The organism is Marinifilum caeruleilacunae (genome assembly GCF_013141825.1).
Classification (GTDB): Bacteria; Bacteroidota; Bacteroidia; order Bacteroidales; family Marinifilaceae; genus Marinifilum; species Marinifilum caeruleilacunae.
The window spans coordinates 18,623-41,876 of sequence record NZ_RZNH01000019.1; the positions used below are offsets into that span (position 1 = coordinate 18,623).

The 23,254-nt window shown below is 37.4% G+C and carries 17 protein-coding genes and 2 tRNA genes; 10 read left to right on the plus strand and 9 right to left on the minus strand.

Annotation, left to right across the window (positions count from 1 at the left end; genetic code table 11):
* Positions 1 to 9: 9 nt before the first annotated feature.
* Together ELS83_RS12100 and ELS83_RS12105 are read right to left on the minus strand one after the other, a co-directional pair.
* Positions 10 to 1,263 carry an ABC transporter permease gene (locus ELS83_RS12100; protein WP_171595820.1) on the minus strand — a complete coding sequence of 418 codons (1,254 nt, stop codon included), beginning with the start codon at positions 1,261 to 1,263 and terminating at the stop codon, positions 10 to 12.
* 21 nt (positions 1,264 to 1,284) lie between these two features.
* A complete protein-coding gene (locus tag ELS83_RS12105) occupies positions 1,285 to 2,004 on the minus strand; it encodes an ABC transporter ATP-binding protein (protein ID WP_171595821.1) in 720 nt (239 codons plus the stop codon).
* 401 nt (positions 2,005 to 2,405) lie between these two features.
* On the opposite strand from ELS83_RS12105, the gene ELS83_RS12110 reads away from it, so the two are divergent.
* The 3 genes from ELS83_RS12110 to ELS83_RS12120 all read left to right on the plus strand — a co-directional run bounded on the left by ELS83_RS12110 (position 2,406) and on the right by ELS83_RS12120 (position 4,561).
* Positions 2,406 to 3,749 (plus strand): deoxyguanosinetriphosphate triphosphohydrolase, encoded by a 1,344-nt coding sequence (locus tag ELS83_RS12110; RefSeq protein ID WP_171595822.1) that lies wholly within the window; start codon positions 2,406 to 2,408, stop codon positions 3,747 to 3,749.
* 3 nt (positions 3,750 to 3,752) lie between these two features.
* Positions 3,753 to 4,274, plus strand: a complete 522-nt coding sequence (locus tag ELS83_RS12115) for a hypothetical protein (RefSeq protein WP_171595823.1) — start codon at positions 3,753 to 3,755, stop codon at positions 4,272 to 4,274.
* Positions 4,275 to 4,411: 137 nt separating this feature from the next.
* On the plus strand, positions 4,412 to 4,561 hold the full coding sequence (locus tag ELS83_RS12120; RefSeq protein ID WP_171595824.1) for a hypothetical protein: 150 nt from the start codon (positions 4,412 to 4,414) through the stop codon (positions 4,559 to 4,561).
* A 95-nt stretch (positions 4,562 to 4,656) separates the two neighbouring features.
* On the opposite strand, the gene ELS83_RS12125 is transcribed toward ELS83_RS12120, so the two are convergent.
* From ELS83_RS12125 to ELS83_RS12145, 5 genes are all read right to left on the minus strand, one after another.
* Complete coding sequence (locus tag ELS83_RS12125; RefSeq protein WP_171595825.1) at positions 4,657 to 5,751, minus strand: CotH family protein; 1,095 nt, start codon at positions 5,749 to 5,751, stop codon at positions 4,657 to 4,659.
* A 21-nt stretch (positions 5,752 to 5,772) separates the two neighbouring features.
* On the minus strand, positions 5,773 to 7,647 hold the full coding sequence (locus ELS83_RS12130) for a metallophosphoesterase (protein ID WP_171595826.1): 1,875 nt from the start codon (positions 7,645 to 7,647) through the stop codon (positions 5,773 to 5,775).
* A 145-nt stretch (positions 7,648 to 7,792) separates the two neighbouring features.
* Positions 7,793 to 10,321 (minus strand): IPT/TIG domain-containing protein, encoded by a 2,529-nt coding sequence (locus tag ELS83_RS12135; RefSeq protein WP_171595827.1) that lies wholly within the window; start codon positions 10,319 to 10,321, stop codon positions 7,793 to 7,795.
* Between the two features lie 11 nt (positions 10,322 to 10,332).
* Positions 10,333 to 11,469 (minus strand): hypothetical protein, encoded by a 1,137-nt coding sequence (locus ELS83_RS12140; RefSeq protein WP_171595828.1) that lies wholly within the window; start codon positions 11,467 to 11,469, stop codon positions 10,333 to 10,335.
* Positions 11,470 to 11,565: 96 nt separating this feature from the next.
* Positions 11,566 to 12,444 (minus strand): radical SAM protein, encoded by an 879-nt coding sequence (locus tag ELS83_RS12145; protein WP_171595829.1) that lies wholly within the window; start codon positions 12,442 to 12,444, stop codon positions 11,566 to 11,568.
* Between the two features lie 157 nt (positions 12,445 to 12,601).
* On the opposite strand from ELS83_RS12145, the gene ELS83_RS12150 reads away from it, so the two are divergent.
* On the plus strand, positions 12,602 to 12,874 hold the full coding sequence (locus tag ELS83_RS12150; RefSeq protein WP_171595830.1) for an acylphosphatase: 273 nt from the start codon (positions 12,602 to 12,604) through the stop codon (positions 12,872 to 12,874).
* 37 nt (positions 12,875 to 12,911) lie between these two features.
* Here ELS83_RS12150 and ELS83_RS12155 read toward each other — a convergent pair.
* Positions 12,912 to 12,982, minus strand: a tRNA-Gln gene (locus ELS83_RS12155).
* Positions 12,983 to 13,137: 155 nt separating this feature from the next.
* On the opposite strand from ELS83_RS12155, the gene ELS83_RS12160 reads away from it, so the two are divergent.
* Complete coding sequence (locus ELS83_RS12160) at positions 13,138 to 13,509, plus strand: hypothetical protein (RefSeq protein ID WP_171595831.1); 372 nt, start codon at positions 13,138 to 13,140, stop codon at positions 13,507 to 13,509.
* Positions 13,510 to 13,638: 129 nt separating this feature from the next.
* Here the strand turns inward: ELS83_RS12160 and ELS83_RS12165 are convergent.
* Positions 13,639 to 13,709, minus strand: a tRNA-Gln gene (locus ELS83_RS12165).
* A gap of 169 nt (positions 13,710 to 13,878) precedes the next feature.
* Here ELS83_RS12165 and ELS83_RS12170 point away from each other — a divergent pair.
* From ELS83_RS12170 to ELS83_RS12190, 5 genes are all read left to right on the plus strand, one after another.
* Positions 13,879 to 16,932 (plus strand): glycosyltransferase family 117 protein, encoded by a 3,054-nt coding sequence (locus tag ELS83_RS12170; RefSeq protein WP_171595832.1) that lies wholly within the window; start codon positions 13,879 to 13,881, stop codon positions 16,930 to 16,932.
* A 159-nt stretch (positions 16,933 to 17,091) separates the two neighbouring features.
* Positions 17,092 to 20,154, plus strand: a complete 3,063-nt coding sequence (locus ELS83_RS12175) for a glycosyltransferase family 117 protein (protein ID WP_171595833.1) — start codon at positions 17,092 to 17,094, stop codon at positions 20,152 to 20,154.
* On the plus strand, positions 20,154 to 20,771 hold the full coding sequence (locus ELS83_RS12180) for a polysaccharide deacetylase family protein (protein ID WP_171595834.1): 618 nt from the start codon (positions 20,154 to 20,156) through the stop codon (positions 20,769 to 20,771). The genes ELS83_RS12175 and ELS83_RS12180 overlap by 1 nt, the downstream gene beginning before the upstream one ends.
* Before the next feature lie 143 nt (positions 20,772 to 20,914).
* Positions 20,915 to 22,183 (plus strand): phosphoribosylamine--glycine ligase, encoded by a 1,269-nt coding sequence (gene purD, locus ELS83_RS12185; RefSeq protein ID WP_171595835.1) that lies wholly within the window; start codon positions 20,915 to 20,917, stop codon positions 22,181 to 22,183.
* A gap of 59 nt (positions 22,184 to 22,242) precedes the next feature.
* Positions 22,243 to 23,217, plus strand: coding sequence for a DUF6427 family protein (locus ELS83_RS12190; protein WP_171595836.1), 975 nt, complete (start codon positions 22,243 to 22,245; stop codon positions 23,215 to 23,217).
* Positions 23,218 to 23,254: the final 37 nt, after the last annotated feature.

Genomic DNA, 23,254 nt, shown 5'->3' on the forward strand with positions numbered 1-23,254 from the left:
AAATTCTTACTATTCGTCTCTTAAAGCTTCTATTGGTCTAATTGCTGCTGCTTTTCGGGCAGGGAAAAATCCTGCCAAAGCACCGGTAATTACCAGCACAACTGTTGCACCTACTGCAATACCAAGGTCAACCTGTGGATCGATGAAGTAGATAGCAGCCGGAGCATATATTTTCTCAATCATGTCAAACTGATTGATGGCCTCCAATAATCCAACACCTGCAATTAGTCCAACATATCCCGAAGCGGCCGTTATAAAAATGGCCTCCATTAAGATTAAACCTACTACAGAGCTTGGCGAAGCACCAATGGCTTTTCTGATTCCAATTTCTTTGGTTCTTTCCCTTACAACAATCATCATGATGTTGAAAACACCAATAACACCTAAAACAATGGTGAAAATCCCTATGATCCATACAAACATTTCGATAGCGCTAAATAAACCAGCGAATGTTTGTGAATTTTCAATATTGTTCTGAATCCATAGTGCATTCTTATCTTCTTTGCTGAAATTATGTCGGGCAGCCATTTTATAAGTAATCTGCTGTTCGATATTTTTACTTTCCTCAACCGAAACATTGTCGAGCGTAAAAGAAATTCTACGGATATGGTCGTTGTTGTTAAATATTTTTTGTGCTACCGTAATTGGAATGTATATTTCCCTTGAATTATCGTCGAAACTCTGTTGGTGGAAAACACCAATTACTTTAAACTTGATATCGTTAATGTTGATAAACTTGTTTAGTGCAGTTTCATTCGGGAATAGTACTTTTTTTACTTCATCCTGAATGGCAACAACCTTTCTGTGTTCATCCAAGTCGTTTTGGTTTAAGAATCGGCCTTTCAGGATTTCGAAATTTTTAATCTCCTTATAAGTATCGTGTACAGGTGAAACATTAAAGTTTCCAAAGTTATTCTTATAGGATATGGTTTCTGCTCCCGGAATGTACGACATTGCCGAAATTGCATCTATTTTTTCGATCGATTTCTTCAGGTTCAGGAAATCATCGTTAACCATTTGAATGAACTTACCTTCGGGAGTTCCTTTGTATGCCTTAGTGGTTCTACCACCATAAATTTGCATACTGTTAGTTGCATCTTGGGCAAAAACTGAGGTCATACCGTTACGCAAACCTCTACCAGCACCCAATAGGAAAATCAGCATAAAAATTCCGGTTGCAACCGAAAAACCCGTTAGAATGGTACGAGTTTTATTTTTCCTGATGGTACTAAATATTTCTTGCCATTTATCTCTGTCAAACATAGCTCGATATTAGGGTTGGGTTTATTCCTGTATTGGAATTTTAACCGATTCAGTGTTGTTAATTTGATTGTTATCAATGATTGATTCAATAATGCCATCTTTAAGATTGATGATTCGATCTGTCATGTGGGCAATATCATTCTCGTGAGTAACAATAATTACAGTAATTCCTGACTGATTAATTTCTTTAAGAAGATCCATTACCTCAATCGAAGTAGTAGAGTCGAGTGCCCCGGTAGGCTCATCGGCCAAAATAATTTTCGGTTGGGTAATCATTGCACGAGCAATGGCAACTCTCTGCTTTTGTCCACCCGACAGCTCGTTAGGCATATGGTGAGCCCATTCTTTAAGACCCATTTTATCGAGGTACTCTAAGGCAAGTTTGTTTCTTTTCTTTCTCGATACTTTCTGATAGTATAATGGCAATGCCACATTTTCCATGGCATTTTTAAAGGATATCAGGTTAAACGATTGAAATACAAAACCCAACAAATTGTTTCTAAGCTTGGCAGCTTTTGTTTCGCTCATCGATTTTATTTCCTCGTTGTTCAGGACATAAACTCCATCGTCGTGGTTGTCCAACAGGCCGAGGATATTCAATAATGTCGATTTTCCTGAACCGGAAGATCCCATGATTGAAAGCAATTCACCTTCTTTTATGTGCAAATCGATACCTTTAAGTACATGCAGCTTGTTTGTTCCGGTGATGTACGATTTGTGAATGTTTTGTAATCGGATCATAGTATTGATGTATTAATAAAATCTGTATACAATAATAATTTATTGTCGCCGGATCTGGAATTTAATTAGACCAACGCACACAATTAACGACAAATCCGTATTATCAACCGATAATGTCGAAATAAATAACCATAATTATAAAATAGAAAATCTTCACCCCAATTGAGCTGTTAAATTCAATACTCGTGCCACTTAATGAAACTACCAGTAAATCAGTGTGATGAAATTTTTTGATTCTGATTTTTAAGGCAGTATGTGTACGATGTTATTACAAAGGTTGTACGAAAACGTACAAATGTATCCGAAAACAGAATTCAAATTTTCTGTTAATTGTTAATAATTGCTAAACAAATCGGGCTGCGTGAAATTTTAATGTAATTTAGATGCTTTAATTCTAGAATATGGATTGGATAAAATTACTATCGACAAAGAGGTTCGGACAAGAAGATAAATACTCACCTGCCAGCGCTGATGTGAGAACACAATTTCAGAGAGATTACGACAGGCTGATATTTTCATCGCCTTTTCGTCGTTTGCAAAATAAAACACAGGTGTTTCCATTGCCGGGCAGCATATTTGTACACAATAGGTTAACTCACAGTCTCGAAGTGTCGAGTGTTGGACGATCTCTTGGAAATTTACTGGCTGAAAAGTTAATAGATGCCAATCAGGTTGATCCTGATTCAGGAATAAGAGAAATCGGAAGTATCGTTGCAGCTGCCTGTTTGGCTCATGACCTGGGAAATCCGCCATTCGGACACTCGGGAGAAAAAGCCTTGTCGCATTACTTTGAGAAAGGTGAAGGGGCAAATTTACAAGATCGATTTAGCAAGGAAGAGTGGTTCGACCTTACCAATTTCGAAGGAAATGCCAATGCCTTAAGATTGCTTACACATGCTTTTAAAGGAAGAAGAAAAGGCGGATTTGCCTTAACCTATTCTACCATTGCTTCCATTGTTAAATATCCGTGGGAATCGAATAAAATAGAGGAAATTGGGAAGAAAAAATACGGTTATTTCCAGTTCGAAAAAGCCGATTATCTTAAAATTGCCAAAGAATTGGAGATTCCTGAAATTAAAAATGGTATTTACGCCCGTTTTCCTTTGGTATACCTGGTTGAAGCTGCCGATGATATCTGTTACCAGATTATGGACATTGAGGATGCTCACAAGCTAAATATTTTAAGTACTGCGGAAACCAAGGAATTGCTTCTGAATTTTTACGATGCCGATAAGGATAAAAAGGCTTTGGATAGAATTGAAGAAACTTGCCTGGAAGTAACCGATACCAATGAACAGATTGCATTTATAAGAGCCAGTGTTATAGGCAAATTGGTTGGAGAATGTGTAAAGGTTTTTCTGAACAATTATGAAGCTATTTTAAGTGGAACCTTCAAAGGGTCATTAATTGATGAGGTAGAGCCGACCTGTAAACAAGCGTATAGAACTTGCACAGATGTTGCTGTGCAGAGAATTTATCGACACCGATCGGTGATCGAAATTGAGTTGGCAGGTTATAAAATTTTAGGGACCTTATTGGAAGAATTTGTTTCAGCCGTAATGGACCCAAAGAATTTTTACTCCAAAAATTTATTGTCTTTAATTCCCGAACAATATGACATTTCGGGTGATAGTGATTACGAAAAAGTAATGTCGGTATTGGATTTTGTATCGGGAATGACCGATGTTTTTGCTCTTGATCTGTACCGAAAAATTAAAGGAATTGAGTTACCCGAAATTAAATAAGCAATGAGAAAATTTTTATTGATATGCCTTCTTGGTATTGCCACATTTTCGAATGTTTTGGCACAGGAAGATTGGAAAAAGATTGAATCGGAAAAATCAAAAATAAGTTTCTCGATTCCCGATCAACCCATTATTCAGAATAAAGAGCTCAACAACATTTCCATCGAGGTTTTTAGCTTTAAAGATGCAGTAACGGTTTTTGGTGTTGTTGCTTCTGATTTTTCCAAGCTTGGATTGGATTTTACCTACTCCGATCCATCGGAGTATTACGAGGAAATGAAACAGGGGAGCCTTGTTTCGGGAGGAAGCATCTTAATTGGTGAAAGATCGGTTGCCTACCAAAAAATGTTGGGAAAAGAGATTGAGTATACCCAAATGGTAGGAAAACATGAATACACCTATTTTAAACGATTTTTCTTTCGTGGCAAATACATTTATCAAATCGCTATTGGTGGACCATCTCGAATGAAAAGAATCCTTCTTGATAAGAAAAATCTGTACTTTAATTCCATCGATTTTTTATAAAGCAATACGTATTGAATGATTGAAATAACGCATTTGCAAATTCATATTACGTAATCGTTAAATACTACAAAACAAGCTTGAATAATATTCGTAATCCTATTAAATTTAAGGTAGTAAAACAGTAAATTTTAGGGGATATGAAATTATTACAGAAAATTAAAGATTTATTCTACACGGTAGAAGACGATTTCGTGGTTGTGGATCTTACTACGAAAATGATTCAATCGATGAATTCCAGAGATTGGAATCGATTAAAAGACAAGAAAAACTACATGGTGATTAAGTAGTTTCTTGTAACATAAATGCTGTTTTGATCGAGACGATTTTGGCAGGTTGTTTTGATCTGGGGATTGGCGGCCTCCAAAGAAAATGATTTCGACATTTAGTCGGAATTTTTTTTGTTTTCAATACTATGGTCTTTCAAGCCTTGAATAACAACATTGCCTGTTCCTCCTGATTTGCAAGGATATTGAAATTCTTTTTTGCTCCGTTTCTTATCGTTTATGATATCATAAAATCGATCCAGGTATTTAATGGTATTTTTCCTGTAGTTTTGATCGATTAGCGGGTTGTTTTCATAAATGGCATAAATATCATTTTTCAGCTCATTAAATAAATCGAAAGTAGATTGAAATTCACTCATATCTTCGATACAATATCCTCTATATCTTCTGGATCTGACAGAACTTAGCTGTAAGGCTTCGGCAGGAGCAGCGTAGGGTGTGTTTACAATCCCCGACATATCAAAGTCGTACGGAACAGCTACGAGAGATGTGCCATTTCTAACCAGGATTTTAATGTTGTGAAGGTATTGAATCGACCAATCGGTATTTCCAATCAGGTATTGAAAAACTGCCATTTTGAGAAAGAATTCCCGATCCGTTGTTTCAGGACTTAGCTTTAGCTGTTTTCGAATAATTGCATTATTTCTAGAAGCCATTTTGTTGTGGTCCTCCAATAGAATTCCATATTTGGCTGGTGTAGTTCGATTTCTTTCCGTATCATCGAAGCTTACTTTTACCAACCTTACCCTAAAGCTGTAGGGGGTAATTAATTGGTAGATTTTATAGGCCAAATATTCCCTGATCACAAATCTTTCATCCACACAAGTAGTAACCAGTTTCAATTTATTCTGTCCTTCGAAAAGTGAGCTTGAAATATCCGGTAAGCTATCAAAATTTAGGAGTAGAGGAGGAGTAAGGCAATTTTCCTTCATTCTTCTAAAATGACCACGGGTTTTTACCCTGATGTTTACTTTATGCCATTCGTCGTTTTCCTGGTATGAAAATACAATGGGATGGTATTCGGGCTCTTTCCGGTCATTAAAAAGTGTTCTGATATCTCCTTTTAAATTGATATGCAAGACTGCTTCACTATTGAATAGCTGGCTTAAGTCAGCAGGAGTGGACTGATACTCCTGGGACTTTCCACTAATTACAGTACATGTAAAAATTAATAGAATGAGTAAGTAACGCATAAGCTCCTGGTATCAAAAAAATTATTCTCTAAGGGTATATTGATCGATTAGTTCCAAGGTGTCGGGATTTTTTACCCTTACCTTTATCGTGCTTCCATTAACATCGATTAGTACGAGTGCATTTTGAGTGGAAAAATTTCTGACATTCGACGACCAGGGAGTTTCTTCCTGTGCATAATAAGGAGCTCCGGCTGCACCATTGTTTATTTGGTAAAATTTACGAGACAGTTCAAGTTTTTCAAATTCGTAGTTTTCAGGATAGCGTTCCATCTCATTGGTAATGGTGAGTAGGTTATAATTGTGTTCGTCGCCACTCAATATTGCCACAGTTTTTTTACTTTTATTTACGATGAGGTTTAGCAGTTCATCTCTGCGTTGAATAATTCCTTTCTCGTAGGGCAGCCCCTTGACAAAAGCTCTGTATTGGTTGTTACCATTGTACCACATGTCATCTTTAACATGACCACCATTTGGGAAAAATGGAGTGTGAATGGTAATAAAGACATGATCAATATCTTTGTTTTTCTCTAGTTGTTTTAAGGTTTTTTGTAGCCACCACATTTGCTTGTCCATGATAAAAGCATGAAGATTGCCACTGGTTTGCGTAAGTCCACCGGGCGAATAGAAATAATCCGAATTTAAGGCAACGATTGCTACATTATCGTAGGAGTACCAGTATACACTTTCTTTGTAAGATGGAAAGTCAATTTCATTTGGATTGGGATCGTATTTCGTATTGTCTTCGCTAAGAGGTCCATTTTCTGGCAATACGAAATTATCCTGGAAAAGAGATTCGCTGGAATCATCTTTAAAAGGAAAATGATCTATGGCGTGAAATGTTCCAGCATCAACATCGTTAAACACATAGTTGTAGGCCTCATGATTTCCAAAACCAGGAACAAAGGGAATGTAGTGCCACCAAGCCTCGACAGCTCTTTTCCAGTTGGCATATTGTAAGTTCATGCGTTCCCTGCTGGCATTGTACCCATCAATCAGGTCTCCGGTAAATTGCATGAATTTTATGTTTTCGGCACTTCCTAAAGCTGCAATTTTCTTCATGATGTAGGCATTAGTACCATAAATATTTCTTTCTCCACCACCTTTGCCAGCACGTGAATCGCTACCGTACGCAAATGTAAAAGCTGTTCTGCTGCCTGGCTTGGGTGCAGTTTCAAAACTAAAATCGAAAGAAAAATCGGCAACAGATAGGGTGTAATTGTATTCTGTTGCAGCCTGTAAATCATCAATTTTTATTTCGTGTGTTTTGCCGGCTTTTTTGTCCAAGTAGCTCTTGCCGTTAATACGAATACTTGCTTCAATTGCTTCCGAGGTGGTAAAAGAAATCACGGCTCCTTTTTCTGATAACTGGTTAATGAATGGACCTTCAACTATTGTGGGTTCAGCTTTAAACATGCCATCTTTGTACGAAAAGGCAACACGACCATCGTACAACATGTTTCCCTTGTTGCTAACAATGCGGTAGCCTAAAATGCCTTGGCCGGTTTTTTCCCAGTTAATCATATCGTATTTGCCCGATAAAAGTCTCTTTATTGGAACATTGCTTATGCCAATTTTAATAGGCGAACTTTCTCTAAAAAATACGGGTTGCGGATATTTTCCATCCTTGTAATTGATAAAGCCAAAGTATAGCGTGCCATTCAATTCCGGAAATTTAAAATTGAAAGTAATTCCTTCTTTTGTTCCGATGGCTGCCGAAGATAAATCTTCGAACTTGAACTGATCATTTGGCTTTACAGCATATATTTTCCTGTCTTCAAGAAGCAGAAAAACGCCATTTTCGTCGGAGCCTACATTGCTATATACTGCAGGAACCTTCTGTGCAAATGCACTTGAAATTGTAATAAGAGTCAGTAAAAGGGCATTGATTATCTTCATAATAGAATCTTATTTAAAATGATTCTATTAAATATACGACATGATTCAATGCAATGTGAAATATATTTTGTGAAATGATGTTAAAAAAAAGCGAAGTTCTAATTGTTCAACTTCGCTTTTGCTTAAATCAATATTTTTTTAATAATTAGTTGGTATCATCCAATTGAATAATATCGTTTAAGTGGATTTTACTTAAATACAAGCCAACACCATATTGTTTGCTACGACCAAAATATAGATTTCCATTGGAATAAAAAGATAATCCATAACTTGTATGACCTGCAGGAGGATGTTGCTTAGTCCACGTATTGTTCATAGAATTGTATGTCCACATTTCTCTTAAATTATTATCAACGCGAACAAAATAGTATGCATTTTGCTCATCCGTGCAATAAGTTGTGCCACCATAATTTATAAATGGACAACCTGGAATATACGTCCAGATATCGCTATTTGTGTGATACTCCCAAAATTCTGAGGTTGAATCATCGTTTGATTTGTTATTGTTATGAATCTGAACATAGCAGCGATCATTAATAACGAATGAGGACACACCTTCTGTGGCAATTTCATCTGTAGGCATTGTGGTAATGTCAGTCCAGGTTTTATCATTTAAATCAAAAAATGTCATGAAAAATTTATCCCCTACATATATTTTATCCTCCTTCATAAAAGCAAAAAACTGATACATTTCACCATTGTATTGAACCTGGCCTTCCTGATTCCATTCGTTTCGATCCATTGAGTAAGATTCGATCTGGATTGAATTACCTGATTCGTTATTTCCATGATAACTGATAAAATACATCATGTCATTTTTAGAAAGAACCTTCGGGAAATTACCTGACATATTATGAGTTGCAATTTTGTCCCATTTGTTTGTGAAATCATCAAACTGAAGCAAAACATGGTCATAGTTATCATATTCTCTTGTAAGAATTACCGGAGTATTATTAGGATAAGCTATTGCTGCATAATTTGGTCTAAATTTCGATTCTTCCAATACAAACTGCCAAGGTTCAATTGCCTGGAATGATGAATTGTTCTGGTCGGTTCTGCCACCATTATAAACCTTTACAGAAGGATAGTCTGAAAGAAGACTGTCATGGCCGATCTGCACTTTTATGTATGAGTCGCCAACCTCAATAAGCTTCGTTTCATTTTGATCAACATGAACGGAATAGCTTTCGTTAGAATTCATATTATCTAATGATATTTCGATAATATCTCCACGTTTAGCAGAGGAAGGATTTACGCCCGTAATGTTTATAGGAGGGATTTCAAATGAAATATTTTCTTGTATGCCAAATTTCCAAATCCCGTAATGAAGTTCCATTTGATATGTGCCGGAATTTATTTTCGGAACATTGAACTCAACGGTATTTTCATCAATAAAATTGGTGTATAAATTGTAATTTGCGATTTTTACTTTCATCTCAGGAAAAAATCGTTCTCCATGTATTGTGATTTTTTCGTTATTGTAAGCAACAGTTGGGGTAATTTTATCGATAACAGGGGGCATCCAATCTATAGAGTCTTCAGCGTATATCTTATTGTAATTATAAAATCCATAGATCTTATTGGATATTGGAATCTTTTCTATCTTAACCTGTACCATACTATCTGAAACAATTTCAGGAGTGCCAAAATCACTCAATAAAGAATTAAGATATCTAATATTGGGACCTTTTACTTTTATGAGCGTGTCAATCCAAACATTTAGTGGTGCTACTGAATGAATGGCTGGAATAGTACTATAGAAGTAATCAGGAATGTTAACAGCTTTACCTAAATAGGAATAGCTGAACGGGACATTCCCCTCGGAAATTCTACCTGGAACTTTTAATGTAATTAATGAATCAGAAATATGATCGTAGCCATAATAACCTGGGCTTTGGTTGTCGATTCTTAGATTATAAATATCGTTAAGATGACTACCGTACAGCTTGATATTCATGCCTGATAGAATTGTGGTATTTGAAACTGAATCGATCTTTGGCGGTGTTATGATTAGATTAAAAGGGCTAGAAATGGTGTTTTTTGCAACAGTAACAGAGATTGGAATTTCCGGCATCCAAATGTGTTCGGGTAGGATGGTTTTGATCAATGTATCCGAAGAGTAAAGAATTTCTGATTCTGTTGTATGAAATGCAACTTCGTTGAAATTTTTCTGCATGCTGAAGTTTTGTCCTATGATATTTATTGTGTCCCCAAAATAAGCAGTGTCTGGGACTATTTTATAGATTACCGGACCCATACCACCAAGACTTTTAAATTCTACCGGTTCGCCATATACTGTTTTGCCATCACTTATTACATAAGCCTTTGAAGTGTATACTTCTCCACTAATAAGGTTTCTTGTTAATGTTGTTTCAAACAAACCGTTGCCAGCTTTTGATCCTAAAGACTCCTTTTCGTAACGATTTTCATAATGCTGATTTTCACTAATCGTATCCGGAATTTGAATTGATTTAAGGTTATATACGAATCCGTGATCTTCGATGGTAATGTTTTCGGCATTGTAAATTTCTGCATTAAGAGTTACACCTGTTGTAGAAATATTCTTAACTCCCAATGTGTTGATACGAGCATATGACCGATCTGTCTCGTCTTCCTTATTGCAAGAAATTATAACGATCAGAAAGGATAGAGTGCATAATATGTATTTTTTCATTTTGATTGCATTTAAAATTTCATTGCTAAACCAAGTTTCACCATTGGTTTGCTAAATTCTATTATAGACACTTCATCTGAAGGTTTTCCACTTTCATTGAAATGTTCATATTGAAAAGAAAGACTAAATTGATGTTTTGCAATTTTTTTATCAACAACAAGAGCTAATAAGGGGATAAATCCACTTTTTTTAGCCAGTTGTAATGAATTTTCCTGGGTTCGGATGATATATCCGTCAACATATTCTGTGTTTAAAGTTCCATCACTTCCCATATTGTTATATAAAAGGAATCCAGCTTTTGCATATATTTTAAAATCCTCAAACGAAATAACTTGCTTATTTAAAGATATTTGAGCGGCAAGCTGGATGGACTTAATTTCATACTCATAATGAACTTGTTTTAAAGTGGTATTCTCGTACGTATCTTTTTGGATGTCTAAGTGTTGAAGAGATAGGCTAAAATTGAGAAATGAGTTTTTTAAAAATCGAGGTAAGATGTATCTGCAACCTACATTTATACTGGGCAAGAAATATTGATTGTCAATCTGCTCATCAGTTGATTTTATAAAGTTATAACTTGTGATTGCTAAACCGACTCCAACTTCAATATTAAACTTGGATACTGAATTTGGAAATAACCTGCGGTATTTGAGATCTTTTTGCTTGTGGTAATCAATCAATAACTTTTTGATTTTTTTAAAACTAAGCCCGTTGCTTTTGTTGAGGAACGATTGCCACTGTTTTTGTAAATCGTTAGGGATATTAAATGAACTTGGTGTCTGTCTTTTGCTTATGTCAATGATTTTAGTATCTACTTTAATATAAACTGAACTGTATCTTTGGTACAATGCAATAATATCACTTTCAAAATGCACCCGGGCCCATGCCTTTTCGCCTGTGCTAATTTCGATGGATTCATAAACAATATCGTCTGAAAATTCGGCCCGTTTAAAATTTTCGGCATACAGCTCATGAGCTATACCATAATGCAGGTAAAGAATTTCTTTGTAGTTGCTTTTGCTGTACGGATCCAGGAAAGAAACTTCTTTGCTAGTTCCATCCTGATGAATAAGTTTTCCTCGGTATTCCTGGGCTGAAAGTGTGAGGCACAGGAATAAAAATAGGATGGTAGTTAGGGGTTTTATCATAATGGGTTATATTTAGAGTCTCTAAATATCAATAAATTATCAATGTGATAAAATATCTAACCTCAATTTATAATATGTAAAAATAAAACTTGATTGCTACAATCCCCGCATCCACTCTTCGCGCAGTTTTGCGTTGGCCGGATCATCCAAAACGCCATCGATTCGACCTAGCATTTCTTCTTTATCGCGTGGGAAATTGCCACGAAGAACCAGGTAATTGGAAGCGTGATCGCTACGGAATACTGTTGATTCAAGCTCGAGTTTGTCGATAAATACTCTCATTTCGGCAATCAGTTCAACCGTCTTAAGTGGAACGAATTCGCCATCAAATTTTTTGGCAAAATGCTCTTCACCGTAGGGATAACTTAAAACTAAAGTTGATAAAAATTCAGGTTGAATTTCGTTTACCACCCTGGCCGAGTTGATGGCATGTTGGTGTGAGTATTTTCTGCCGCCTAAACCATTCAGAATCATTACCGACAGCTTAATGCCCGCTGCACGAGCTCTTTTTAATGCATGAGCAGTACTCTCGAAGTTTTCCGATTTGTTGATTCTGCCCAGTAATTCATCATCGCCCGATTCGATTCCAACGTACAAAAGTTTTAGTCCCTTGGCTGCCAGTTCGCGCAGTTCTTCATCGCTTTTGGCGTCTATGTCTTTGGGTAAGGCATAGGCCGAAACACGTGTTAAACGTGGAAACTTTTCGTTTAGTTTGTCCAATATCCGCGAAAGCTTGTCGAAAGACAGTACCATGGCATTTCCATCGGCCAAAAATACCTTTCGATAATGATTGGCATATGCTTGCATTGATTCTATATCAGCAAAAATATCTTCCTCTTTGCGGGCACGAAACTGCTTACTGCTGTACATTTCGCAAAAGGCACATTTGTTCCATGCACAACCTAGTGTTACTTGTAATATGAAAGAATAAGCCTCACTTGGAGGGCGAAATAATGGTTCGTCGTATTGGATCATGCTGCAAAAGTAGAAAAAGAAGTTTCAAGTTCCAATCGCTGGCTATAAAGGAATAAGGAGGTTTTTTAAACAGAGGACCTGGTGTACAAATCTGCAATTACAACTTAAAATGCTTATTTTCGTAATTCCTTAAGAAAGAAATCGAAGTGGATAGATTGTGGCAGAAAAATCAGTAAATATTACCGTTTTTGGAAAAGTACAAGGTGTTGGTTTTCGATATCATACCCGAAAAGCCGCGCAACGCTTTGGAGTGAATGGTTTTGTAAAGAACCAAATAAATGGTACAGTTTATGCTGAAGCTGAAGGAGAGGAACTAGCTGTAGAATTGTTTTGTGAATGGTGTAAAAAAGGTCCCGACTGGGCAAGGGTAGATCGCATTACGATTTGTGATGCAGGAAGGAAGAATTATTCTGGTTTCGAAATCAGGTAAAATAAAAAAAGCTTCCGATAAAATCGAAAGCTTTAAGTTGACCCATAAGGACTCGAACCTTAAACGTCTGGACCAAAACCAGATGTGTTACCATTACACCATGGGTCAATACCATACAGTCATTTTCTGACTAAGACGCTGCAAATATAGTGGAAAATTTCTTAGGTCAAAACGAAAAATTACAAAAATATTGCGCAGTTTTCTGCGTTAGGAATCTTGAGAGCTCGAATGCTTCTCATTGTCAATTTGAAAGGGATTTTAAAATGGAAGAAAAAAAAATTGAATCTTTAACGGGAAAGTGGATTTACGAGGAAGATTATGGCTATGGAACGGCCCAGGGAGAATTAATTTTGGTGCAGAATGGGAAGAAATTATCTGGCAAAATTATTTTTTCTGAGAATGCCGATTCAAATGAGACTTTTATGATTCAGGAAAAAATAGAAGGAGAGATCAATCAGAATCGAATTAAAATTAAAGCTACCGAATACGACATTATTCATGCCGATTACGATATCAGGTATGAATTGGATTCCTGGGAGGGGATGATGATTAACGAAACCATTATAGAAGGGGAGAGTCTGGACGACCAGGGTGTTGCAGGTAGTTTTAGGTTTACCAAGGTGGTTGATTCTTAAAAACAGATAATAAATCCTGGGATAAGAATTGGGAAAATGATTGCTCATAAACTCCTGACTAGGGAATATATCCAACATAAATACAGGTACAAAAAAAGCTTCGAAAATCAATTTCGAAGCTTTTTTCAGTTGACCCATAAGGACTCGAACCTTAAACGTCTGGACCAAAACCAGATGTGTTACCATTACACCATGGGTCAATCATAATGCGTCTTTTCGTAAAGACTCTGCAAATGTAATAATTTTTTTTTGTGTGCAAACAAAATCCTAAAAATATTCTCTCGGAATTCAATGTAAACACTGAAATTTGACTATTTTCGTTCAGATTATTTAACTACGAATCAGTACAAAAACGAAAATACACACAAAATGAAGTCGAATTACAATTTGGTTAATAATGTGTTAGGCTGGGTAGCGTTTGTTATTGCAGCAATTACTTACTTATTAACTGTTGAACCAACTACCAGTTTATGGGATTGTGGAGAATTTATTACCACGGCTTATGGTTTAGAGGTTGGGCATCCTCCGGGAGCACCTCTTTTCATGATCATGGCCCGCTTTTTTGCCTTATTTGCTCCTAGTCCTTCCGAGGCTGCCTTAATGGTGAATGTGATGTCGGCTATGGCTTCTGCATTTACAATCATGTTTCTTTTCTGGACCATTACTCACCTTGCCAAAAAACTGGTTGACAATGGTGAAGAATTGTCGAAAGGCAATTTGTTTGCAATCATGGGAACCGGACTAGTTGGTGCTTTGGCTTATACTTTTTCAGATACCTTTTGGTTTTCGGCTGTTGAAGGAGAGGTATATGCATCCTCATCATTGTTTACAGCAGTGGTTTTCTGGGCCATCCTGAAATGGGAAGATGTAGCACACGAAAAATATGCAAACCGATGGATTATTCTAATTGCCTACCTAATGGGATTATCGATTGGGGTTCACCTGTTGAACCTGCTTGCTATTCCTGCCATTGTTTTTGTCTATTATTTCAAAAAATATGAACCAACACGAAATGGAATCATTGCTGCAGGTGCAATTGCGGTTGCAATATTAGGTGTGGTGATGTATGGTGTTATTCCTGGTGTTGTAAAAGTGGCATCGTGGTTCGAGCTGGTATTTGTAAATGGCTTCGGATTACCATACAATACCGGTGTAATGGTTTATGCAATCATTCTTATTTCATTCGTAATTTGGGCCATTAATTACACCATTAAAAAGAACTATGTTGTTTTGAATACCATTGTTACCGTATTTATGGTAATTGTAATTGGATATTCTTCTTTTGCAATGATTGTAATTCGTTCATCGGCAAACCCGCCAATGGATGAGAATAATCCGGATAACGTATTTGCTTTGCTTTCCTATTTGAATCGTGAGCAATATGGCGACAGACCATTAATGTATGGCGAGTATTACAATGCACCGGCTGTTGATTTGGTTGAAACCAAGCCAAATTACATTCAGAAAAACAATAAATATGTAATTGCATCGCGCAAGCAAAAATATGAATTCGACTCTCGTTTCGAAACGATATTCCCACGTATGTACAGTTCTCGCGATAATCATGTTCGAGAATATGAGTTTTGGGGGAATGTGAAGAAAGACAACCCGATTGCTCTTGGTAATGGAGATGTTGTGTACAAGCCAAGTTTTGGTTCCAACCTTCAATTCTTTTTAAAGTACCAGGTGGGGCATATGTATTGGAGGTATTTCATGTGGAACTTTGTAGGTCGTCAGAACGATATTCAAGGTCATGGTGGAATTCTTCATGGGAACTGGGTTTCCGGAATCCCTTTTATCGATCGGGTAAAAGTTGGAAACGAAGAAAAATTATATCCAGAATTAAAGAATAAAAAATCGCGCAATACCTACTATTTCTTGCCATTTATACTTGGGCTGATTGGTTTGATTTATCAGTTCAGATCAGGCAAAAAAGGAAAACAGGATTTTACCATTGTAATGTTGCTTTTCTTCTTTACAGGTTTAGCCATTGTAGTATATTTGAATCAATATCCGCAACAGCCACGTGAGCGAGATTATGCATATGCGGGTTCGTTCTACGCTTTCGCGATATGGATAGGATTTGGAGTAATGGGCTTGTATCAGACTTTAAAGAAAAAGATGCCTGAGGTGTTGAGTGCAGGTTTGGTTACAGGTTTGTGTTTACTTGCCGTTCCCGGATTAATGGCTCAGCAAAACTGGGATGATCACGATCGATCGGGACGTTATGCAACTTTAGCTTATGCGAAGAACTATCTGAACTCTTGTGCGCCAAATGCCATTCTGTTTACTTATGGCGATAATGATACCTTCCCACTATGGTATGCCCAGGAGGTAGAAGGAATCCGTCGCGATATCAGAATTGTGAACCTGAGTCTCTTGGCTGGCGATTGGTACATTAACCAAATGCGAAACAAGGCTTATGATTCCGATCCGATTCCGATGAGTTTCTCTGCTGAAAAAGTAGAGCCGGGCAAACGCGACCAGGTGCCAATAATTGAGCGCCTTCAAGGTGAAGAATCTTTGCAGCAAATGCTCGATTTTGTTGCCAGCGATAATAAGGCCTCGAAGGTGGAAATGCAAACCGGAAGAAAATTGGATTACTTCCCAGGAAGAAATGTATACTTACCTGTTGATTCTGCAAAGGTTGTTAATAATGGTACGGTTCGACCTGAAGATGCTCATCTAATCAAGAAGAAGCTGGACTGGAAAATCAAGAGAAGTTACCTGTATAAGAATGATATCATGGTGTATGATATTATTGCCAATAACAACTGGGAACGACCAATTTATTTCTCGGTAGGTATGGGCGTAAGCAGTTTCCTTGGTTTAGAGAAATACTTCCAACTGGAAGGTGCCGCTTATCGTTTGGTACCAATCGAAACCAAGAGCAATAGCCTTGAACTGGGAAGAATCGACACGGATATCCTCTATGATAATTTCATGAATAAGTTTGAATTTGGTCGCATCAAGGAAGCAGATGTGTATGTGGATCAATTCCATATTCTAACGCTTAATATCATGAGTTTCCGTTCGAACTACAGCCGTTTGGCAAGTCAGTTAAACGATGAGGGCAAAAAAGAAAAAGCAATTAAGGTACTTGACAGGTGTATGGAAGAATTACCAACCAGCAAAATACCTTACGATAACAGCTTAATCGGATTTATTCAGGAATATTACAGAGCTGGTGCCAAGGAAAAAGGAAATGCTTTATTCGAGCAAATGGCACAACAATCTTACGATAAACTCGATTACTATTTCTCTTTACAACCTGCTTTGGCTAAGAGCTTCAGAAACGAACAGGAAAGAGAAATCAGGGTGGTTCAAATGTTGTTAAGCCTTGCCGAAATGAGCGAACAGCCTGACTTGGGAGACAAGACCCAGCAAAAATTTGAATTGCTATTTAAATCGTATACCGAATAAATAGAAACATACTTATATCGAATGACCGTCAATCTTGTGGCGGTCATTTTTTTGTCTTTTATTTAAGGTTTTTTCACATAATAAAAATCAATACTTCCTTGGGAAAGTAGTATCTTCGATTTCTAATCGCCTATTAAAAAAAACCTTATTTACACCGATATGAGCAAATATCAAAAAATCAATGTGCTGGTTGGATGGTTGTCTTTCGCAATAGCAGCCATTGTATATCTCTTAACTCTTGAACCAACAGTTAGTTTTTGGGATTGTGGTGAGTTTATCACCGCTTCGTACAAATTGCAAATTGGTCATCCTCCCGGAGCTCCCTTTTTCATGATTTTAGCAAGGTTTTTTGCAGTATTTGCAGGTGGAACAGAAAATGTAGCACTCATGATTAATGCGCTTTCTGGCATTGTAAGTGCATTCACCATTCTGTTTTTATTTTGGACCATTACCCATTTGGCAAAAAAACTGATCTCAAATCAGGAAGAGCCAGTTGGAATTCAGGTATGGAAAATTATTGCTGTCGGCTTTATTGGAGCAATGGCATACACTTTTTCAGATACCTTTTGGTTCTCGGCAGTCGAAGGTGAAGTTTACGCAACATCATCCTTATTTACCGCTATTGTATTCTGGTGTATTTTAAAGTGGGAAAATGATGCTGGTAAAGCTCATGCAAACCGTTGGATTATTTTAATTGCCTATTTAATGGGTTTATCCATAGGAGTTCACCTTCTAAACTTATTGGCAATTCCGGCCATTGTAATGGTCTACTATTTTAAAAACTACACACCTACCCGAAATGGGATAATTAAGGCTCTTGGTTTGGCCGTATTGCTTCTCGGAGGTGCAATGTATGTGATTATTCCCGGGGTTGTAAAAATGGCCTTTTTATTCGATTTGTTCTTTGTAAATGTCATTGGCTTGCCATTTAATTCGGGACTTGTCATTTTTATTTTGGCTATAATTGGCGGTATTGTTTGGGGAATTCGTTATACCATACAAAAACAAAAGGTGCTTGCCAATACAGTTTTAATGGCATTTACCGTGGTTTTAATCGGATATTCTTCTTATGCAGTGATCATGATTCGATCCAATGCAAACCCGAGTTTGGATCAAAATAATCCGGAAGACCTACAAACCTTACTTTCCTATTTAAACAGGGAACAATATGGAGATACGCCCTTGCTTTACGGGCAGTATTTTAATGCACCTTTGGATGAGAATGAAAGATATGTGAAGGATAAGAATGTATACATCAAAAAGGATGGCAAGTATGTGGTTTCTTACGAGAAAAAGAAAGCCAACTTTAAGGATTCGCACAAGTCTGTTTTCCCAAGAATGCACACCAAAGGCATTAGTGGAAAGAATCATATTGAGTATGCGAAATGGGCCGGAATTAAAGCCGATCAGAAAGAAAAACCAAATTTTGCACAAAATATAAAATTCTTCTTCTCTTACCAGGTGAATTATATGTATGTACGATATTTCATGTGGAATTTTGCAGGTCGCCAATCCGATCGTCAATCTTATGGAGGAGTGGTAGAAGGCAATTGGATTTCAGGCATTCCATTGATTGATAATATGCGTTTGGGAGATCAATCCTTGCGTCCGGACCACATGAAAAACAATAAGGGAAACAATAAATATTACTTTCTTCCTTTACTACTGGGATTAGCCGGACTGATTTATCAATACAGGAAAAGCATAACAGGACAGAAAGACTTTTGGGTCATCATGTTGCTGTTTGTCTTTACCGGATTGGCCATTGTATTGTACCTGAACCAGCCACCTTTACAGCCTCGCGAAAGAGATTATGCTTATGCAGGATCGTTCTACGCATTTGCCATTTGGATTGGTTTAGGCTTTTTGGCAGTGCTTGAAGCTTGTAAAAAGGTGCTTAAATCGGATCAAATTGCTGTTCCGGCGGTATTTGTTCTGTGTTTTGTGGCTGTGCCGGGTTTAATGGCCCAGCAAAACTGGGATGATCATGACCGTTCGGACAGATACCTTGCACGCGATATGGCCTACAATTACCTGAATTCCTGTGAGCCGAATGCCATTCTGTTTACCATGGGCGATAACGACACATTTCCACTTTGGTACTTGCAAGAAGTAGAGGGTGTACGAACCGATGTTCGCGTTTGTAACCTTAGTTACTTGTCAACCGATTGGTATATCGACCAAATGAAACAACAGAATTACGATTCTGCACCATTGCCAATATCAATGAAAAAAGAAAAATACCTTGAAGGCAGGCGCGATGTTGTTTACCTGGTAGATGATCCACGATTGAAAGCTTATGTAGAAAAATACAATGGCTTGGATATTAAAGAGGCATTAGATTACGTTTTAAGTGACAAGGAGAGTACTAAGACCATTTATGGATATGATGAAAGAATAGATCATTTCCCTGCCAGCAAATTCAGAATGACTGTCGATAAAGAACAAATTCTGAAAACAGGAACGGTACGCAAAGAAGAGTCGGACCTTATTGTTGATCAGTTGGAATGGGAAGTTACTGGCAACTATATCGAAAAAAGTGGATTTACCCTTTATAACATGTTGGTTGAAAACAATTGGGAACGTCCGATGTATTTCGCCATTACCGTACCATCTGATGGGTATTTTGGATTGGAAAAATATTTCCAGCTGGAAGGATTTGCCTATCGTTTGGTGCCAATCGAAACAAAAAATGATGATGGCCAGGTAGGAAGAGTGAACGGATTGAAAATGTACACAAACATGCTTGAAAAATTCAAATGGGGAAATATTGAAGACCCAAATGTTTACCTGGATGAAACATGTTCGAGAATGACATTGAGCATGCGTAACAATTACTTGCGATTGGCTGAATCATTAATGGATGAGGGCAAGAGAGATTCGGCAGTAATGGCTTTGGATAAGTGTATGGAAGTTGTTCCGAACGATAGGGTACCATTGGATTATTGGGGAGTACTTATCGCGAAAGCGTATTACCGTGCTGCAGAGTATGAAAAAGCAAACCAGCTGATCGAGGTGGTTTCGGAACGCCTGGTGCAAGAGTTGGATTATTATGCAAGTTTGAAACCTGTGTCGACATCGGAGTTTCCACGTTGGCAAAACAGGAATCTATATTTAATGCAAGAGTTATATCAGATTACTGCTCGATATGAGCAAAACGATCTGAATAAGAAAATAGAATTGGAGTTTAAGAGGTTGTTGGGGAATTATAGGAAAGGATAATGAGATTAAGGTGGTTGAGAGCGCCGGGATTAATCAAGAGGTTATTTCCGGACTTTGTGTGGAGGTACAATTCAGATGAGAAAAAGGTTTATCTGACTTTTGATGATGGACCTATTCCGGAATCGACAATGTGGACATTGGATTTGCTCAAAGAGAAAGGGGTAAAGGCAACTTTCTTTTGTGTGGGCGATAATGTGCGAAAATTCCCCGATTTGTACCGTAGAATTGTAGAAGAAGGCCATGCCGTTGGTAATCATACCCACAATCATTTAAAAGGCTGGTATAACAATACCCAAAAGTATGTAGAAAATGTAATACTGGCTTCGGAATATATCGATTCTAAGCTTTTTCGCCCTCCTTACGGATTAATCAAAACCTCGCAGGCAAAATATCTCTCAACCGACTATAAAGTGATTATGTGGGATGTGTTAAGCGGCGATTACAGGCAGGATATTACGCCTGAAAGGTGTTATCGTGATGTGATGAAAAAGGTTCGTCCGGGTTCAATACTCTTGTTCCATAACCATCTAAAATCGGAAAAGAACATGCGCTATACGGTTCCTCGTTTAATCGATGAATTGAAGCAGCAAGGTTACGATTTTGGAATTTGTCATTAGAAAAATTCAAATTCATTGCCTATCAGTCAGGATAACTGCAATTGAATCCTTAAATTTGCTGTCGATCAAACTTATAATACCATTTTATAACAAAATCATCCTTACATAATTTGTTAGATGATGATTTTCAATTTAATTGACAGATGAAAGTACTTCTTTTGGGGTCTGGTGGCCGTGAGCATGCATTCGCATGGAAATTCAAACAAAGTAATAAACTGGAAAAACTTTTTGTTGCTCCTGGAAATGCAGGAACAGCAGAAATTGCAGAAAATGTGAATCTAAATCCAAATGATTTCGATGGCATTAAGAAATTTGTTTTGGAGAATAGCATCAATATGGTGGTTGTTGGTCCTGAAGATCCATTGGTAAATGGAATTCACGATTTCTTTTTGCAGGATGAGGCGATTAAAGAGATTCCAGTGATTGGTCCTGAAAAATTGGGTGCCCAGCTTGAAGGAAGTAAAGATTTTGCAAAGGAGTTCATGTTCCGTCATAACATTCCAACAGCAGGATACAAAAGTGTAACCAACGAAAACCTGGAGGAAGGCCTGACTTTTCTTGAAAGTATGAAAGCGCCTTATGTGCTAAAAGCTGATGGTTTGGCTGCAGGTAAAGGTGTTTTGATTATTGAAGATCTTGAAGAGGCAAAAAATTCCTTGAAAGAGATGTTGGGCGGAATGTTTGGTGACGCCGGAAACCGTGTTGTTATCGAAGAATTCTTGTCAGGTATCGAATTGTCTGTTTTTGTTTTAACCGATGGGAAATCGTACCGTACTCTTGCCGAAGCAAAAGATTACAAAAGAATTGGTGAAGGTGATACCGGTTTAAATACAGGTGGTATGGGTGCAATTTCTCCTGTTCCATTTGCCAAAGGCGATTTTATGCAAAAAGTGGAAGAACGTGTGATTGTTCCTACCATTGAAGGTTTGCAAAAAGACAATATCCCTTACAAAGGATTTGTATTTATTGGTTTGATGAATGTTGCTGGGGATCCATACGTAATTGAGTACAACGTTCGAATGGGTGATCCGGAAACGGAGGTAATTATGCCACGTGTAAAGTCGGATCTTTTAGACCTAATGGAAGCGGTTTCGAAACAAGAGTTGGATCAGGCTGATTTCGAAATGGACGAGAGAACTGTTTCGACGGTAATGTTGGTCTCTGGTGGTTACCCTGAAGCTTATGCGAAAGGAAAAACCATTAAGAATTTGGATCAGGTAGAAGGAAGTATCATTTTCCATGCTGGAACAACTCATGCCAATGATGAGGTGGTAACAAATGGTGGTAGAGTGATCTCGGTAAGTTCTTATGGCAACAATATGGAAGAAGCTTTGACCTCTTCATTTAAAAATGCAGAATTAATCGATTTCGATGGAAAATATTACCGTCGAGATATTGGTTTCGATTTATAATCAGAAAATTTTATGCGGTTCCCGGTTCAATTCCGGGAACTGTAATTAACTACTTTTACATGCTGCTTAAAACACTTAAAGGAAGGCATTATTTGCTATTGTTTTTGGTCCCTGTTTTTCTTCTATTGTTATGGATAGAGGCCTTTATTTCGCCTGTTTCACTTACTGGTGAGCAAAACCAAATGCCACTTTACAGCATGCTCCAGAGTCTTACTCAAGGCAGTATTATTGCCCTCAATATTGTTGGAGGTATTCTTCTCATTCTACTTTCGTTACTGGTAGTGCGTTTAAACGAGAAGTACATTTTTATCAGGCAACGAACCGATTTACCAGCTTTTATTTTTGCCTTAATTGCTACTGGTACAGTTAGCTTGTATGGCATGCATCCGGCACTCCTGGCAAGTTTTCTGCTATTTTTTGCCATCGATAGTATATTTGCCATTTATCATGGATCAAGAACTTTAGCCAAATCTTTCGAAGTAGGATTATTTATTGGTTTGGCCAGCATTTCTTACCTTTTTTCAGCAGTGTTTATCCTATGGTTTTGGATTGGCCTGGCCTTTCTTGGTTATTTCCGTGCTCGTGAAATTCTGGCAGGATTGGTAGGGTTTTTATTGCCAATATTTATTACTGCAAGCTGGTTTTACCTGAATGATGATTTGGGAGTATTTTTACAAAGTATAAATGCCCTAATCGATTTTGAGTTTAAAGCAGAATACTCACTTTTCCAGAAGGTGTATTGGGGGATTTTAGCAGCTTTTGTGCTATTGGCATCAGCTTTTATGGCCAATGTTGTAGAGGAGAAAAAAATCAGTTCACGAAAGTATTTCATGATCCTGTTTGTCTTTTTTATAACCACCATTGGCAGCTTCTTTGTTTTTTCGGGTACTGGTACCGAGCTTTATTTTCTTCTATTGATTCCGGTAACCTTTATTATTAGCCATTATTTTGTTCTAAGCAGATATTCCTGGATTGGGGAAGTACTGTTTGCAATATTTGTAGGAGCAAGCATCTTAATTCACTTTGTAGGATAAAAGAAATGCCAACTCTTATGAGTCGGCATCTCCATAA

Excerpts from the sequence above, each read along its gene's own strand:
- ELS83_RS12130 (WP_171595826.1), bottom strand. The coding sequence starts at position 7,647 with ATGAAGATAATCAATGCCCTTTTACTGACTCTTATTACAATTTCAAGT.
- ELS83_RS12175 (WP_171595833.1), top strand. The coding sequence starts at position 17,092 with ATGAGCAAATATCAAAAAATCAATGTGCTGGTTGGATGGTTGTCTTTC.
- purD (WP_171595835.1), top strand. The coding sequence starts at position 20,915 with ATGAAAGTACTTCTTTTGGGGTCTGGTGGCCGTGAGCATGCATTCGCA.
- ELS83_RS12135 (WP_171595827.1), bottom strand. The coding sequence starts at position 10,321 with ATGAAAAAATACATATTATGCACTCTATCCTTTCTGATCGTTATAATT.
- ELS83_RS12170 (WP_171595832.1), top strand. The coding sequence starts at position 13,879 with ATGAAGTCGAATTACAATTTGGTTAATAATGTGTTAGGCTGGGTAGCG.
- ELS83_RS12180 (WP_171595834.1), top strand. The coding sequence starts at position 20,154 with ATGAGATTAAGGTGGTTGAGAGCGCCGGGATTAATCAAGAGGTTATTT.
- ELS83_RS12100 (WP_171595820.1), bottom strand. The coding sequence starts at position 1,263 with ATGTTTGACAGAGATAAATGGCAAGAAATATTTAGTACCATCAGGAAA.
- ELS83_RS12110 (WP_171595822.1), top strand. The coding sequence starts at position 2,406 with ATGGATTGGATAAAATTACTATCGACAAAGAGGTTCGGACAAGAAGAT.
- ELS83_RS12160 (WP_171595831.1), top strand. The coding sequence starts at position 13,138 with ATGGAAGAAAAAAAAATTGAATCTTTAACGGGAAAGTGGATTTACGAG.
- ELS83_RS12190 (WP_171595836.1), top strand. The coding sequence starts at position 22,243 with ATGCTGCTTAAAACACTTAAAGGAAGGCATTATTTGCTATTGTTTTTG.
- ELS83_RS12120 (WP_171595824.1), top strand. The coding sequence starts at position 4,412 with ATGAAATTATTACAGAAAATTAAAGATTTATTCTACACGGTAGAAGAC.
- ELS83_RS12140 (WP_171595828.1), bottom strand. The coding sequence starts at position 11,469 with ATGATAAAACCCCTAACTACCATCCTATTTTTATTCCTGTGCCTCACA.
- ELS83_RS12115 (WP_171595823.1), top strand. The coding sequence starts at position 3,753 with ATGAGAAAATTTTTATTGATATGCCTTCTTGGTATTGCCACATTTTCG.
- ELS83_RS12105 (WP_171595821.1), bottom strand. The coding sequence starts at position 2,004 with ATGATCCGATTACAAAACATTCACAAATCGTACATCACCGGAACAAAC.
- ELS83_RS12125 (WP_171595825.1), bottom strand. The coding sequence starts at position 5,751 with ATGCGTTACTTACTCATTCTATTAATTTTTACATGTACTGTAATTAGT.
- ELS83_RS12145 (WP_171595829.1), bottom strand. The coding sequence starts at position 12,444 with ATGATCCAATACGACGAACCATTATTTCGCCCTCCAAGTGAGGCTTAT.